Genomic DNA, 14137 nt, shown 5'->3' on the forward strand with positions numbered 1-14137 from the left:
ATGGCATTCACGCACCCCGGCAGCCGCGGCCTGCGAACCTATCTGCTTCTGTCCGGCCTGGCGGCGCATGCTGCCGCCGCGGCGGTACTGCTCGCCTGGATGCTGCTGTTTCCGGATTACGGCCTCGGCGATCTGCTGCACAAGGCGAAACAGCGTTTCGGGGACAGCCATCCCACCGCGACGGCGTTGATCGACGCGACAATCCGTGTGACCGGCCTGCAGCCGGCCAGCCGCGCGGCCAAGCGGACCGTCACCCTGCCCGATTTCCCCGGACCGGACGAATGGCCGGCACAAGGTCCGCAGGCCGAGGGCTTCATGCGCGTGCCGTACGACGAGTTGGGTATCCCGCAGCAGGCCGCACAGGGTCCGTTCCTGCTGGGACCGGATGACGAACTGGTGCCCGTGCGTGACGCCAAGGGCCTGCTCAACGCGCTGAAGCGGGCAAAACCGGGCCAGATCATCACGCTCGCCCCGGGAACCTACCACGTCAGGCGGCGGGCCATCGGCCTCGGCAGCGCCGGCCTGCCCGGCCGGCCGATCGTGGTGCGCGCCGAACACCCGGGTGACGTGCGGATCGAACTGGACACCCTCGAGGGTTTCTACGTCGACCGCCCCTACTGGGTGTTTGAGAATCTCAGTATCCACGGCGCCTGTGGGAATGACTCACGCTGCGAGCACGCGTTCCATGTGGTCGGGGACGCCGTCGGCACGGTGCTGCGCAACAATGAGCTGGTCGATTTCAATGCCCCGCTCAAGGTCAACGGCCTGTTCGACGCCGAAGGTGACCGCTTCCCCGATTTTGGCCTGGTGCACAACAACAATGTCTACAACACCCGTGTGCGCAAGACCGGCAATCCGGTCACCCTGCTGAATATCAACGCCGGCAACGGGTGGGTGGTGAGCGCCAACTTCATCGCGGATTTCGCCAAGGGCCAGAGCAACCGCATCAGCTACGCGGCATTCATGAAATCCAACTCGAGCGACGGTGTATTCGAACGCAACCTCGTCGTGTGCCACTGGAGGCTGCCTCCGGAGGGCGGCGTGCGTGTCGGCTTGTCGTTCGGCGGCGGCGGATCCGGCGCGAACATCAGCCGCCAACGCAGCAACCGAACGGAACACACCGCCGGCATCATGCGCAACAACATCATTGCACGCTGCCCGCTGGACGTAGGCATCTACCTCAACAAGGCCGCACGGACACAGATCTACAACAACGCGTTGATCGGCACGACCGGTATCGATGTGCGTTTTGCAACCAGTACCGCGTCGATTCACAACAATATCCTGGACGGCCGCATCGCCGACCGTGATGGCGGCCACCACTCCGCGGACAACAACCTCGGTGCCCGGTCATGCAGCTGGTTTGCGCGCGTGTTCGGTGGCTGCAGCAGCGCCGACTATTACCAGGCGCCGCTGTCCGGCGACCTGAGGGTTACCGCGGTCGAACGGGTCATCGACCAGGGCAACAACGATCCGCGCAGGGAACTCGACTTCTGCGGGAACCCCCGCCACGCCCCGACCGACATCGGACCTATCGAGTACGGCGCCGGGCCGCTGTGTCTGCCGACGCTCTGATACGGCCACTCAGCGCTGGAGTCGCAGCGCCCACACCGCGACCGGATCACCCGGCAGATTCGCCACCAGCCACAACAGGTCGTGGCGCTGATCGTAGGCCATGTCGTAGTTCATACCGATATCGAAGGGTAGATCGGCGGCGCCTACTCGCGTCCATGCGTCCGCAGCGGTCGCGTACAACCACGTCTCGGTGCGCTTGGTGCGGCGGTTGACGACCAGCGCGACCACCTTCTGCAGGCCCGGGTGGTAGACGAGCGGTACCGATTCGCCGCCCGGTGGACGATCCCCCGGGGTGGGCATCTTGCGCGCCCGCTCTTCTCCACGCCGGTACTGCCAGACCGTGTTCGCACGCCGGTTGGTGCCGTACATGACGACCGCATCGAGGTCACTGTCAAAGGTGGCTGAGGTATGCCAGGCGTTGGGTGGTCCCTTGCCGATCGCCTGCCAGCGGGGCGGCAGTCCGCTCAGCGCATAAAAGGTGTTCTCGGTCACTCCGATCATCTCGTTGCGCCGCGGGTCGAACGCTGCGGCGTAGGGGAACAACAGCACCGCCTTCCCGGCCATCGGTTCCCAACGGTCCTCGCCAATATAGTAGAACCAGGTCGGGTGACGCTTGATCTGCCGCCAGAACGCCTTGTCGAAGCCCCACGGCTTGTCGGGTTTCATATGTGCCGGGTAGCTCGCGACGATCAGACGATCCATGAGCGGGTCGTATTCGACCGCATCGAAGGTGTGCATCGCCCAGGGATGCTCGTTGCCGCCGTCGCCGGCGACTGCCAGGCCGTCTGCGTTGACGCGATAGGTCGAGGGATCGTCGGCCGGGTAGGACTGCGACCAGCGTAGCGCCGAGACATCGAAGAAACGTACGCTGTTGTCCCAGTTCCGGCGGTGCGTATCGCTGCCGAACAGCGTGATCCTGCCACGCAGCGAATCGAACGCGGCGCCCCCGTGCGCCTGGCGCTCGAACGCGCCGGTCGAATTGAGCTTGTGCCAGACGCCGGCCGGCAGCTCCAACAGCGCAGGATTTACCGCGCCCGGTTCGCCGGGCGCCAGTTCGGTGACCTGTACACCGTCCAGGGACCCAAGCACGGCGCGGCGCGCTTCGTCGATGACACCGGACTCATCGACCTGGCCGTAGACCCACAACAGCACCACGCCGGCAAGCGCGATGTGCGCAAGCACACCGGTCAGGACCAGGTAGTTGGCGAACAGGCGACGCAGCATGTGCTGTAAATATTGGCCGAAGATTCCCGGCATGATACCGCCGATGACGCAACAATCGACCGGCCCAAAAGATCGACGACCCCCGGGCTGGTCCGTACGGGCACGCGGTGCGCCATAGAGGGCAGGCTATAATGCGGCGACCACTGGCTCGACCACCGGCGACATGAGTTTCTTCGTCCTTTTCAAGCACGACAGCCCCCCGGAAACGCTGGACGCATTCAATCACAACGCGCACAGGCATCACCTAGAGAACCGGCGCAGCGAGACCGTCGGCGCCTATCGCATCTGCTGGTACACCGATCTCCGTGGGGAGGAACCCGCGTCTTACTTCGCCGCAAACGGCGACTTCATCATCGTTCACGGCACATTGATCTACCGCGGTGAGGCCGCGCCGGCCTGCCTACCCGGGCTGCTCAACGACTTTCGCGTGGACAGTCACGACTGGGGAGGAATGGTCGGCATCCATACCGTCTGCATCTGCAAGGCCGGGCGCCTGTATCTGTTCGGCGATGGGCTTGGCGCGAGCAAGATGTACGTGAACAGAGACAGGACGCTGTGGTCGAACTCGTTCCTGGCGATGCTGGAGATGCGTCCGTCGAACAGGCTCGACACCCAGGCGTGCTACGAGTACGTCATCAATGGCTCGGTGTTCGGCAGCAGGACCTTGCTCGAAGACGTGAACACCTTGCCGGCGAACGCCGTGCTGGTGGTCTACCGGGAGGTGAACCGGATCGACCTCGCCAGCCCGATCGGCAATGAACCTGTCGGACCCGAGGTGCCGCTGGATCAAATCGCCGACACCTGCGTGCACCGGCTTGACCGGGTATTCGAGCCCATCGCACGACAGTTCGACGAACGCCTTCGCCTGTCGTTTTCAGGCGGCTTCGACTCGCGGCTGATGCTGGCGATGCTGATGAAACACGGTGCCCGGCCGACGCTGTTCGTGTACGGACACGCCAACGACGAAGACGTCGAGATCGCCCGCCTGATCGCACGCAACGAGAGCCTGCCACTCGAACACATCGACAAGAGCACTGCACCCGCGGTTTCGCCGGAGGACTTTCCCAAGGAGATGGAAAGCAACCTGTTCGCGTTCGATGGCTGGAAGATCGAGTCGGGATTGTTCGACTTCGGAGCAGACAGGCTGGACCGGCTCAAGCGGCACGCCGCCGGACAGGTGCCACTCAACGGCTCGCTGGGCGAGATCTACCGCAACTTCTTCTACATGCCGGACCGGCCGTCGAGTACCGCCGCCGTCGTCAACACCTTCTATTCGCGTTACGACCCGCGGGCCTTCACGGAACGCTTCGACGAATCGCGCTACGTCGCGGCCATGCAGGCGGCGATGCGTGAGGCAATCGGCGTGGATACCGACGCGCTCGACCGATCGCAGGTCGAACAACTGTATCCGAAGTTCCGCGGACGCTTCTGGACCGGCCGCGATGCCCAGCTAAACCAGCGATTCGGGCCGATGTTCTTTCCCTACCTGGAACACGCGGCGATCTCGAACACGTCCAAGATTCCGATTCGTTACAAGGATCTCGGTCGCCTGCAGGGGCGCATGATCGCGCGCGTCAATGCCCGCCTGGCCGCCTATCCCAGCGATTACGGTTTTGCGCTGGATGGGCCCCGCCCGTGGAAGTATCGCGCAAAGACGCTGCTGAGTACGCAGCGACCATCATTGGCGCGCAAGTACTCATTCCGCCTGACACATCGGACGATGCAACCGCGCTCCGGTGCACTGGCTGCCGGGTATCTGTCCCGGGTGATCGACGCCACCTTTCCGATCATGCGTTCGCTGTTCACGATCGATGCCATCGCGTCGGCGGAGCAATTCGGCCTGATCGCGACCCTGGAATATCTCGCCGAACGTTACGATCTGGACATACCGGACTGAGATCGCCATCGCCCGCGCACGGCTGACACGCTCAGCGGGCGGAACGACGCACCAGCAGTATGACCGGCAACAGCCCGACCGCCAGCAGCGCGACCGCCGGCAGTGCGGCCCGCTCCCATTCGCCTTCCGAGGTCAGTTCGTAGATGCGCACCGCGAGCGTGTCCCATCCGAACGGCCGCAGCAACAAGGTTGCGGGCATCTCCTTCATCACGTCGACCAGCACCAACAAACCCGCAGTCAGCAACCCGGGACGCAACATCGGCAGGTACACCCGTCGCACCGTCTCCCATTGCCCGGCGCCGAGGCTGCGTGCGGCGTCCCGAATGCTCGGCCGGATGCGCTCGAGACCGCTGTCGACCGGGCCATAGGCAACAGCGAGGAAGCGGGCGAAATAGGCCATCAACAGCGCAAGCACCGTCCCGGACAACATCAGGCCCGTCTCGGCACCGGTCAGCCACTCGACCGCGTCCGCGACACGGTGGTCGAACCAGGTCAGCGACAGCATCACGCCGACCGCGAGCACCGATCCCGGGAGTGCATACCCAAGGGTACCGATGCGCACGCTGAGCGCGGTGCTGGTGTCCGCGTGGTAACGATTGGCATAGGCCAGCACGAACGCGGCAAAGACTGTCAGTACACCCGCCATCGCACCGAGGAAGAAGGTATGCGTGAACAGGTCCAGATAACGCAGGTCGAGGTCGTCCAGCGCGCCCCAGGCCCAGCTGACCAGGCGCACGACCGGCGCGACGAACGCGACGAGAAAGATGCCCCAGGCGAACGCACTGGCCGATAGGGCCGCACCGCCGCGTAGAACGATGCGCCGATGTGACCCGCTGCGCGCGGTGTCGGTGAAACGTGCGCGGTATCGGTAACGACGCTCTACGACCAGCGCGGCCAGCACGATGAGCAGCAGGATCGAGGCAAGCTGGGCGGCGCTCTGCAGGTCGAAGAAACCGAACCAGGCCTTGTAGATCGCCGTGGTGAAGGTATCGAAGTTGAATACCGCGACGGCGCCGAAGTCGGCCAGGGCCTCCATCAGCGCGAGGCTCAGACCGGCGATGATCCCCGGGCGGGCCATCGGCAGCGACACCCGGAAGAATGCCCCCCAGGGCCCCAGCCCGAGACTGCGGGCCGCCTCGTAGGCACTCTGTCCCTGGCCCAGAAAAGAGACACGCGCGAGCATGTAGACATAGGGATACAGCACCAGCGTCATCACCAGGACGACGCCAAAGGTGGTGCGTACCTCGAACGACCAGGCCGGCGAGAGACCGAACAGGGCGCGCAGGCCGGACTGGACCGGCCCGGAGAAATCCATGACCCCGACGAACACGAACGCCAGCACGTAGGCAGGCAGTGCAAACGGCATCATCAATGCCCAATCGAGGATCCGGCGACCCGGAAACTCGCAGGCCGCGGTCAGCCACGCGAGCGAAACACCGAGCAACAAGGTACCGGTGGCCACCCCGACCAACAGAAGAAAGGTGTTGCCCAGCAACTGCGGCAGGATGGTGCCGCCGAGGTGCACCCAGATCTGCGGATCGAAATACAGCCAGGAGCCGAGTATCACCGCCAGCGGCACCAGCACCGACACCGCAAGCAGGCGGCTCGCCCAACGCCACGGCGCATCGGGAGCGCCACGCCAACGGGCGGACGCCCGTCGGTCGATGTCACTGGGCAAGGCGGTGTGAGCCATACGATCGTCTTGTCGCGAAACGCGACCGCTCAGCGATATCCGGCGCGGTCCATCAGCCGAATCGCATCCGCCTGCAGCCGTCCGGCCTCATTCACGTGCAGCGCGTCGGCCTTGAAGCTACCCCATGACGCGACCAGGGGGTCCACTGCGACCTTGGAATTGACCGGGTACTCCATGTTCAACCCGGCGAAATCCGCCTGCGCCTCTTCGGATGACAGCCACTCCAGTAGACGCCGCGCCTCGTCGGGGTGTTTTGCGTGCCGGGTCACACCGGCACCAGAGACATTGATGTGCACGCCACTGCTGTCCTGGTTGGGCCAGAATATCGCCAGCTTGATGTCCGGATTCTCCTTCTGCAGTCGGCCGAAGTAATAGGTGTTGACCACGGTGACATCGCACTGTCCGGCAGCGACCGCCTGCATCGCCTTGGTGTCGTTGGCAAACGGTGCGGTCGCGAGATTGGTGACCCAGCCACGCACGATCTGCTCGGCATTCTGCTCACCGAGGCGCGCGATCAGCGTGGCGACCAATGACTGGTTGTAGACCTTCTTCGATGTGCGCAGACACAGCCTCCCTTTCCACTTGGGGTCGGCCAGGTCCTCATAGCTGCTCAACATCCCCGGCTGGACCCGCTCGGTGCTGTAGACGATGGTGCGTGCACGCTCTGACAGGCCGAACCAGCGCCCCTTGGGATCGCGCAGATTGGACGGCACGTTCGCGTCGAGCACCGGCGAATCGATCTCGGCCAAGACGCCGGTCTCAGCCGCATGCCACAGGTTGCCGGCGTCGACGGTGATCAGCATGTCGGCCGGTGTGCGCGCACCCTCGGCCTTGAGACGCTGCAGCAGCGGTCCCTCCTTGTCGGTGATGAAGCGAATCGGTACACCGGTCTCCGCGGTGTAACGATCGAACAACGGCTTGATCAGGTGCTCATTGCGAGCCGAGTACACGACGACCTCGTCGGCCGCGGAAACGGGCAAGGCGACCGACAACGAGATCAACAGCAGTGGGAGCATACGACGCAGCATGACGAACCTCGATACATTCTGTAATGAGAATGATTCGTGATTTTATTCATGTTGTGACGCCTGTCAACCGGCATCGCTATCGACCCCGCGTCAGCGGGGCGGGAATCGGTGACGGGACGGACAGGTCGCGCGACGGCAGTCAGCCGGCCGGCCGGCACAATGACGGCAGCTCGAGTCCGTATCCCAACGCCACCCGTTCGAAGGTCCGGCGCAGTATCGGCACGCGCCCGGCGACACCGAGCCCCAGATTGCGGGCCAGCGCGAGCATCCCGGCATCGCTTCCGAACAGGTGCTTGAACCCATCCATAACCAGCTGCGTGGCGGTGTTGTGCCCCTTGCGGCCGCGCTCGTAGGCGCGCAGATCGCGCAGGGTACCCGGCCTGCGGCCGCGCGCACGGCCGACCTGCAACGCATCGACCAGGGAACCGGCGTCGAGAAAGCCGAGATTCACACCCTGACCGGCCAACGGGTGGATCACGTGCGCGGCATCGCCGACCAACGCGACGCCGGGCATCACGTACTGCTCGGCATGCTGCAGACGCAGAGGGAATGCCGCACGGCCACCGACGAGCTCGAGTCGGCCGAGACGCGCTTCACTGGCCTCGGTCAACTGTACAGCGAACGCCGTCTCGTCGACGGTGCACAATCGCGCCGCCTCATCGGGCATCGTCGACCAGACGATCGAGAACAGGTCGCGCTCGATCGGCAACAATGCTAGCGGCCCATCGCGCATGAACCGCTGCCACGCCGTCGCCTGGTTGCCGAACTCGGCACGCACGGTCGCAACCACCGCGTGTTGGTCGTAGGGCTCACTCCTTGACGCAATGCCGACCAGTTCGCGGATCTGAGAATGTGCGCCGTCTGCACCGACCAGCAGTCCGGCCTGCAGGCGCGTGCGGTCTTGCAGCTCGATCTCGCTGGCTTCGCTTCCAACATGAACGCTGCGCACGCGACCCGGCGCAATGATCTCCACCCCGGCATCGACCAATGCGAGCCACAGGGCACGCACGATCACCCGATTCTCGACGATGTGCCCGAGGTCGGGCTCACCCAGGTCGGCGGCATCGAAATGAATCTCGCCGAACCCCGCCCGGTCCCAGACCTGCATCGCATCGTAGGCGGTGCATCGATCGTCACGGATCGACGTCCAGACGCCGAGGTTGTCGAGCAATCGCTGGGAAGCGCGGGTGACCGCCGAGACACGGAGGTCGTAGGTCTGTGAATCCCAGCTGAGGTCGGGACGCCGCGCCTCGATCAGGCAGACGCCGAAATCGCGTTGCGCCAGCGCCAGCGCGAGTGCAGCGCCGACCATGCCGCCGCCGACCACGACGACCTCGTGCGCGTGTTCAGTCAAGCCGTACCCCCCGGGCGAGCCGCGGCTGGCGCCCCAGAATCCCCATAGCTCCACGTGCCAGTGGGTGCTTCAGGCCAGGCAGCAACTCCATCGCCAGCAATCCCAGATTGCGGCCCCAGCGGACCGCCGACAGCGGATTGCTGAACAAGCGTGCGAGCCCGTCGGTGGCCAGCGCGACATGGCGTTGCTCTGCATCCCGCCAACTCGCGTAGCGCTTCAGCACCGCCGGACTCCCGACGTCGCCCCCCGCCCGCTTCGCCGCATCGACCACCTCGGCCAATGCGGCGACATCACGGATCCCGAGATTGAAGCCCTGTCCGGCGATGGGATGCAGAGTGTGTGCCGCATTGCCGATCACCGCTACCCGTCCACGTACCGATCGCCGCGCCCGCAACAGCTGCAGAGGATACGCCGCGCGTCGCCCGACACGCCGAAAGCGTCCGAGGCGCTGCCCGAACCGCATCTGTAGGGCATCGAGAAACTGGCCATCATCGAGTGCCAATACCGCCTCGACATCCTCGTTGCGCACTGTCCACACCACTGCGCAGCGCTGCTCGGTCATCGGCAGCATAGCGAGCGGCCCGGTTTCGGTGAACCGTTCATAGGCCACATCGCCGTGTGCGCGGCCCGGCGTGACGTTGCTGACCACAGCCGACTGGCCATATTGCCAGCGCACGACCGGCAGCGCGAGCTGTTCCCGAATCATTGAATTGCCGCCATCGGCCGCGACCAACAGACCACACTCCAGTGTCCTGACCACGCCGCCGGTCTCTATCTCGACACTGACCTGCTCGCTGTGGTCCTCGAAACGGACGACTCGCGCCGGCGCGAATACCTCGAGCGCATCATCGAGGGCCAGGCGCTGCAGCAACACGCCGCCGAGTTCCCGCGCGGTCGCCACGTACCCGAGCGCCGGCACCCCCTCGTCGTCGGCATGCAGACGCGTGATGCCGAAGTGCCCGCGATCCGAGACATGGATGTGCCGGATCGCCTGAACCCGGTCATGCAGCGCCGGCCACACGTCGATCGCTTCGAAAATACGTCGCGTGCCGTAGGCAAGCGCAATCGCCCGATCGTCATAACAGGGCGGCGTGTCGCCGCCGAGCGCATGCGCCTCGATCAGCGCGACGCGCAGCCCGCGCCCGGCGAGCGCGATCGCCAGGCTGGCGCCTACCATGCCGCCACCCACGACGATCAGATCGTAACGCCGCGCGCCGCTCATTGGGCCATCATGGACTCTAACTGTTCGACCGATTTCGGCACATCACGGGTCAGGACGTCAGGGTCACCGGAGGTCACCAGGACATCGTCCTCGATGCGGATGCCGATTCCCTGCCATTTCTTTGCCACCCCCTTGCTGCCGTGGGGGATATACAGACCCGGCTCGATGGTCAGCACCATCCCGGGTTCAAGCTCGCGCCAGTGCCCGTCGACCTTGTAGTCACCCACATCGTGCACGTCCATGCCCAGCCAATGACCGGTCCGATGCATGTAGAAGCGCGTATACGCCTGCGCCTTCAGCGCCTTCGCCAGGGTGCCGCGCAGCAGGCCGAGCTTCAACAGACCCTTGGTGAGTACCCGTACCGCAGCCTGATGCGGATCGTTCCAATGATTGCCCGCACGTACCTTGTCGATCGCCGCGAGCTGCGCCTCGAGCACCAGCTCGTAGAGGCTGCGCTGCGCATCGCTGAAACGGCCGCTGACCGGAAAGGTCCGGGTGATGTCGGACGCGTAGCAATCCACCTCGCAACCGGCATCGATCAGCACCAGATCACCGGACTGCAAGGTGTCGCGGTTTTCGACGTAGTGCAGCACGCAGGCGTTGTTGCCGCCGCCGACGATCGACGGGTATGCCAGATGCGCCGCACCCGCCATCCGACAGTGGTGACTGAACAGCGCGGCCAGCTGATATTCGTACATGCCGGGCTGGCAGCGGCGCATCAGTTCACAGTGCGCCCCCGCCGATAGGCGGGCCGCACGGCGCATCGTCGCCACTTCGGAGCGACTCTTGTAGAGGCGCATATCGTGCAGAAAATGATCGAGCGCGAGGAACTCGATCGGACCATGGACCCCGGCACGCGCCCGCGCGCGCACCTGTCCGACCCAATCCGATACGCGTTTGTCGAGCCCTGGGTCGGATCCCATCTCAAAGAACACACGCTCGCGTTCTTCGAGCAGGCCCGGCAGGATGTCGTCCAGATCGGTGATCGGAAAGGCATCGTCGGCACCGTATTCGGCCACCGCCCCCTCCAGCCCGGCACGGTACCCGTCCCACAGTTCCTTGGTCGGATCCTTCTCGCGGCAAAACAGGATGAACTCGCCCTGCGGACGTCCGGGCACCAAGACGAGGACTGCTTCGGGTTCCGGAAAGCCGGTGAGATAGTAGAAATCGCTGTCCGGTCGGAATTCGTAGTGGACGTCCCGGTTGCGGATCACTTCGCGGGCGGTCGGCAGGATGGCCACGCTGTCGTTACCCATCATCCGCATCAGCTGCCGCCGCCGACGTTTGAATTCACTTGGGTTCATCGCCGCCCCGCTCGAGTTGCGTATCGTCCCGAATCAGCAAAACCGCCTCGCGCAGATACTCTTCGACCTCGATCAGTGATGCCTGGTCCTGTTCGCTGTTGTCGACATTCTCGGTATCAACCCGGGTGAATTCCGTGATGTCGTGCAGCAGTTCCTGGGTCTGCGCTGACAAACCGTGCCGCAGCCGCTCACCACCCAGCCCGAAGCCGTACAGAAAGCCCTGGCACCAGTCGCGCAGGGCACCCAACCGCACGCTGTTGACCTCGATGTCTCGTGGCAACAGCAGCGTGAGTTCGAAAGGCGTGTCCGATGTGTCCTGAAAAGCCGCGTCGAACACCCGGTCCAGGGCCCTGCGGCATTCTTCGGCAAGCACGTCGGCGGGATCCAGGTCAGAATACAGTTCCTCACGCCACACGCGTCGCGGTTCGCTCACCTGCCCACACTGCAGCCCGAGTGCGAATCCCTGCACTTCGGCGGGCCCCTGCGCAACGCCGCACCGGCGCAGCGCCGCCTGAAGGTCGAAGTACTCGGGAAGCCGTTCGTCGTCGATAGCCGACATTCGCCAGATCGCAGTTGATGTCCGAAAACAGGCGCATCCTATCATGCGCCACCATTGACCCGACTGAGCGCGCGAAACTATATTCAGTGCAGCTATGGCGACCAACGAAAAACAAGGTGTCCTCGAGCAGGATCTGCGTGCGCTCGAAGTGCGGGTCGAAGAGTTGATCCGCGCCTGCACGCACCTCAAGGACGAAAACAAGACGCTGCGTGCCCGTGAACAGGAACTGCTGGCCGAACGCGACCAGCTTGTGACCCGCAACGACCAGGCCAAACATCGCGTCGAGGACATGATCGAGCGCCTCAAGCGCCTGGAGGACGAGGCGTGAGCAATCCCAACCAGCCCGTGGCGGTGAGCATCCTCGGCAAGGAATACCGAATCGCGTGTGAACCCGGGACCGAAGACGAACTGATATCCGCAGCACGTTTTCTCGACACACGCATGCGCGAAGTCCGCGGCACGGGGAAGGTCATAGGTACGGACCGAATTGCGGTGATGGTCGCGCTGAACCTCGCACACGAACTCCTCCAGGAAAAATCCGAGCAGGATTCGGCCGCCAGCTCGTCCAACAAGCGCATCCGCGCCCTGCGCGAACGAATCGAGATCGCGCTCAACGACAGCACACAGCTGGAACTCTGACCGATTCGGGTTTAGTCTTTAGCCAGGCATCCCCTGTGGTGTTCGGCAGCCGGCCCGATGTTCCCTTGAGCCTATGCTTACGCACCCCGGGGCCGGGTTACGGCAGCCAGTGTGCATGTCCGCCTCGCAGCGGAAAGCCTGAGGCACCGCTTCGGTCCCACTTGAACCTCACGGTTCAAGGATTACGGCAGGCACCGGCACTTGCGGGGGATGCCGCTCCTACCGTCCTCCGCGCGACCGCCCTCTTTGCGATTCCGCTGTGATGCTTTCAGCAGGGACCGGCACCGTCTGCCGACTCGATACAATGAAAGCACCCCCGACCAATGACCGCCGCCCCATACAGAGGGTCGAAATCGAGCGAAATCATGGCCGACCAACACGCCCTGCGCCGGCGCCTGCGACAGCTGCGCCAAGCCATTTCCGAACAGACGCGCAGCGAAGCCACCTCGCGCGCACTGGATCGAATCGCCAGACACCCGGCGTTTCGGCGCGCCAAGCGCGTTGCGGCCTATGTCGGAAGCAAAGGCGAACTCGACCCGATGCCACTGCTACGCACCGCAGCACGTAAGGGGAAGCGCTGTTTCCTGCCGGTCCTGCACCCTTTCCTGTCGGGACGGCTGTGGTTCTGTCAGTGGCAACCCGGCGATCGACTGGTCCGTAACCGGTTCGACATACCCGAGCCCGGGCTGCGCCGCTGCCGACATCACAGCGCGCGGCAACTCGACCTGGTGATCGTTCCCTTGCTCGGCTTCGACGATCAATGCCACCGACTCGGCATGGGTGGCGGGTACTACGACCGCAGTTTTGCCTTCGTACGCCGCTTGCGTCACGTTCGGCGTCCCTATCTGCTGGGCTTGGCACTCGAACTTCAACGGGTCGATCGCATTCAGATCAACGCGTGGGATGTTCCGCTCGATGCGGTCGTCACTGAACGTTCGATTTACTCGGTCAACAAGGAAAGCCGAACGCTTTCTTGAAGCACCGAACGCAACTTCCATTCAATCAAACAGAACCAAGCAGTCGCTTGTAGAGACCCGGTTGGAAAACGTCGTCACATGCGTTTCACACGCTATACATCGTGCGAAACGCAATGCGCGATAAAGCGCAGAGCAAATATTTTTCTAAAGCCTTGAATGCAAACGTCGATACAGCCGTTGACAAACTAGTATTTTTGTTTTCCTTGTTTATACTCAAGCCATGGTCTATGGCACCTGTTCAACCGGAGGGGGTATATGGCAGTCAAGAAGAAGGCATCCGCCAAGAAGAAGTCCGTAGTTAAGAAGAAGACTACGGCAACCAGGAAGAAGGTCGCTGCGAAGAAGAAAGCAGCACCGAAGAAGAAGGCAGCTGCGAAGAAGAAGGCAGCTCCGAAGAAGAAGGCAGCTGCGAAGAAGAAGGCAGCTCCGAAGAAAAAGGCAGCTGCGAAGAAGAAGGCAGCTCCGAAGAAGAAGGCAGCCGCGAAGAAGAAAGCGGCGGCCAAGAAAAAGGCAGCGCCAAGGAAGAAAGCCGCTGCCAAGAAAAAGGCTGCACCCAGGAAGAAAGCCGCAGCAAAAAAGAAGGTAGCGGCGAGGCCCCGTAAGGTTACGCCGCGTAGGAAAGGTTGATTGATCGTCAACTGAACGAAAAGGCCCGACAATTCCGT

At 63.6% G+C, this 14137-nt stretch carries 13 protein-coding genes and 1 other RNA gene; 7 read left to right on the forward strand and 7 right to left on the reverse strand.

Features of this window, described 5'->3' with window-relative positions; translation table 11 throughout:
- A complete protein-coding gene (locus H6955_14570; GenBank protein MCP5314780.1) occupies positions 1 to 1575 on the forward strand; it encodes a hypothetical protein in 1575 nt (524 codons plus the stop codon).
- A 9-nt stretch (positions 1576 to 1584) separates the two neighbouring features.
- On the opposite strand, the gene H6955_14575 is transcribed toward H6955_14570, so the two are convergent.
- A complete protein-coding gene (locus H6955_14575; protein ID MCP5314781.1) occupies positions 1585 to 2832 on the reverse strand; it encodes a hypothetical protein in 1248 nt (415 codons plus the stop codon).
- Positions 2833 to 2962: 130 nt separating this feature from the next.
- Between H6955_14575 and H6955_14580 the strand changes: the two genes are divergently transcribed.
- Positions 2963 to 4696 (forward strand): hypothetical protein, encoded by a 1734-nt coding sequence (locus H6955_14580; GenBank protein ID MCP5314782.1) that lies wholly within the window; start codon positions 2963 to 2965, stop codon positions 4694 to 4696.
- A gap of 31 nt (positions 4697 to 4727) precedes the next feature.
- Here H6955_14580 and H6955_14585 read toward each other — a convergent pair whose 3' ends face one another.
- The 6 genes from H6955_14585 to H6955_14610 all read right to left on the reverse strand — a co-directional run bounded on the left by H6955_14585 (position 4728) and on the right by H6955_14610 (position 11856).
- Positions 4728 to 6389, reverse strand: a complete 1662-nt coding sequence (locus H6955_14585; protein MCP5314783.1) for an iron ABC transporter permease — start codon at positions 6387 to 6389, stop codon at positions 4728 to 4730.
- A 29-nt stretch (positions 6390 to 6418) separates the two neighbouring features.
- A complete protein-coding gene (locus tag H6955_14590) occupies positions 6419 to 7417 on the reverse strand; it encodes an extracellular solute-binding protein (GenBank protein ID MCP5314784.1) in 999 nt (332 codons plus the stop codon).
- 139 nt (positions 7418 to 7556) lie between these two features.
- Complete coding sequence (locus H6955_14595) at positions 7557 to 8729, reverse strand: UbiH/UbiF/VisC/COQ6 family ubiquinone biosynthesis hydroxylase (protein ID MCP5314785.1); 1173 nt, start codon at positions 8727 to 8729, stop codon at positions 7557 to 7559.
- A gap of 34 nt (positions 8730 to 8763) precedes the next feature.
- The gene (gene ubiH / locus H6955_14600; protein MCP5314786.1) at positions 8764 to 9993 is read right to left on the reverse strand and encodes a 2-octaprenyl-6-methoxyphenyl hydroxylase; all 1230 of its coding nucleotides are present in this window, start codon (positions 9991 to 9993) and stop codon (positions 8764 to 8766) included.
- The gene (locus H6955_14605; protein MCP5314787.1) at positions 9990 to 11297 is read right to left on the reverse strand and encodes an aminopeptidase P N-terminal domain-containing protein; all 1308 of its coding nucleotides are present in this window, start codon (positions 11295 to 11297) and stop codon (positions 9990 to 9992) included. The genes ubiH and H6955_14605 overlap by 4 nt, the downstream gene beginning before the upstream one ends.
- Complete coding sequence (locus H6955_14610) at positions 11284 to 11856, reverse strand: UPF0149 family protein (protein ID MCP5314788.1); 573 nt, start codon at positions 11854 to 11856, stop codon at positions 11284 to 11286. The genes H6955_14605 and H6955_14610 overlap by 14 nt, the downstream gene beginning before the upstream one ends.
- Positions 11857 to 11950: 94 nt before the next feature.
- On the opposite strand from H6955_14610, the gene H6955_14615 reads away from it, so the two are divergent.
- From H6955_14615 to H6955_14635, 5 genes are all read left to right on the forward strand, one after another.
- On the forward strand, positions 11951 to 12184 hold the full coding sequence (locus H6955_14615) for a TIGR02449 family protein (protein MCP5314789.1): 234 nt from the start codon (positions 11951 to 11953) through the stop codon (positions 12182 to 12184).
- Positions 12181 to 12495, forward strand: a complete 315-nt coding sequence (locus tag H6955_14620; GenBank protein MCP5314790.1) for a cell division protein ZapA — start codon at positions 12181 to 12183, stop codon at positions 12493 to 12495. The genes H6955_14615 and H6955_14620 overlap by 4 nt, the downstream gene beginning before the upstream one ends.
- A gap of 27 nt (positions 12496 to 12522) precedes the next feature.
- Positions 12523 to 12709, forward strand: a non-coding RNA gene (ssrS, locus tag H6955_14625) — 6S RNA.
- 151 nt (positions 12710 to 12860) lie between these two features.
- Positions 12861 to 13472, forward strand: a complete 612-nt coding sequence (locus H6955_14630; protein ID MCP5314791.1) for a 5-formyltetrahydrofolate cyclo-ligase — start codon at positions 12861 to 12863, stop codon at positions 13470 to 13472.
- A gap of 255 nt (positions 13473 to 13727) precedes the next feature.
- Positions 13728 to 14099 carry a hypothetical protein gene (locus H6955_14635; protein MCP5314792.1) on the forward strand — a complete coding sequence of 124 codons (372 nt, stop codon included), beginning with the start codon at positions 13728 to 13730 and terminating at the stop codon, positions 14097 to 14099.
- Positions 14100 to 14137: the final 38 nt, after the last annotated feature.

The sequence above is a fragment of the Chromatiaceae bacterium genome (assembly GCA_024235395.1).
GTDB lineage: Bacteria > Pseudomonadota > Gammaproteobacteria > Chromatiales > Chromatiaceae > Thiosocius.

Excerpts from the sequence above, each read along its gene's own strand:
- ubiH (MCP5314786.1), bottom strand. The coding sequence starts at position 9,993 with ATGAGCGGCGCGCGGCGTTACGATCTGATCGTCGTGGGTGGCGGCATG.
- H6955_14615 (MCP5314789.1), top strand. The coding sequence starts at position 11,951 with ATGGCGACCAACGAAAAACAAGGTGTCCTCGAGCAGGATCTGCGTGCG.
- H6955_14590 (MCP5314784.1), bottom strand. The coding sequence starts at position 7,417 with ATGCTGCGTCGTATGCTCCCACTGCTGTTGATCTCGTTGTCGGTCGCC.
- H6955_14570 (MCP5314780.1), top strand. The coding sequence starts at position 1 with ATGGCATTCACGCACCCCGGCAGCCGCGGCCTGCGAACCTATCTGCTT.
- H6955_14595 (MCP5314785.1), bottom strand. The coding sequence starts at position 8,729 with ATGGTCGGCGCTGCACTCGCGCTGGCGCTGGCGCAACGCGATTTCGGC.
- H6955_14605 (MCP5314787.1), bottom strand. The coding sequence starts at position 11,297 with ATGAACCCAAGTGAATTCAAACGTCGGCGGCGGCAGCTGATGCGGATG.
- H6955_14635 (MCP5314792.1), top strand. The coding sequence starts at position 13,728 with ATGGCAGTCAAGAAGAAGGCATCCGCCAAGAAGAAGTCCGTAGTTAAG.
- H6955_14580 (MCP5314782.1), top strand. The coding sequence starts at position 2,963 with ATGAGTTTCTTCGTCCTTTTCAAGCACGACAGCCCCCCGGAAACGCTG.
- H6955_14575 (MCP5314781.1), bottom strand. The coding sequence starts at position 2,832 with ATGCCGGGAATCTTCGGCCAATATTTACAGCACATGCTGCGTCGCCTG.
- H6955_14610 (MCP5314788.1), bottom strand. The coding sequence starts at position 11,856 with ATGTCGGCTATCGACGACGAACGGCTTCCCGAGTACTTCGACCTTCAG.
- H6955_14630 (MCP5314791.1), top strand. The coding sequence starts at position 12,861 with ATGGCCGACCAACACGCCCTGCGCCGGCGCCTGCGACAGCTGCGCCAA.
- H6955_14585 (MCP5314783.1), bottom strand. The coding sequence starts at position 6,389 with ATGGCTCACACCGCCTTGCCCAGTGACATCGACCGACGGGCGTCCGCC.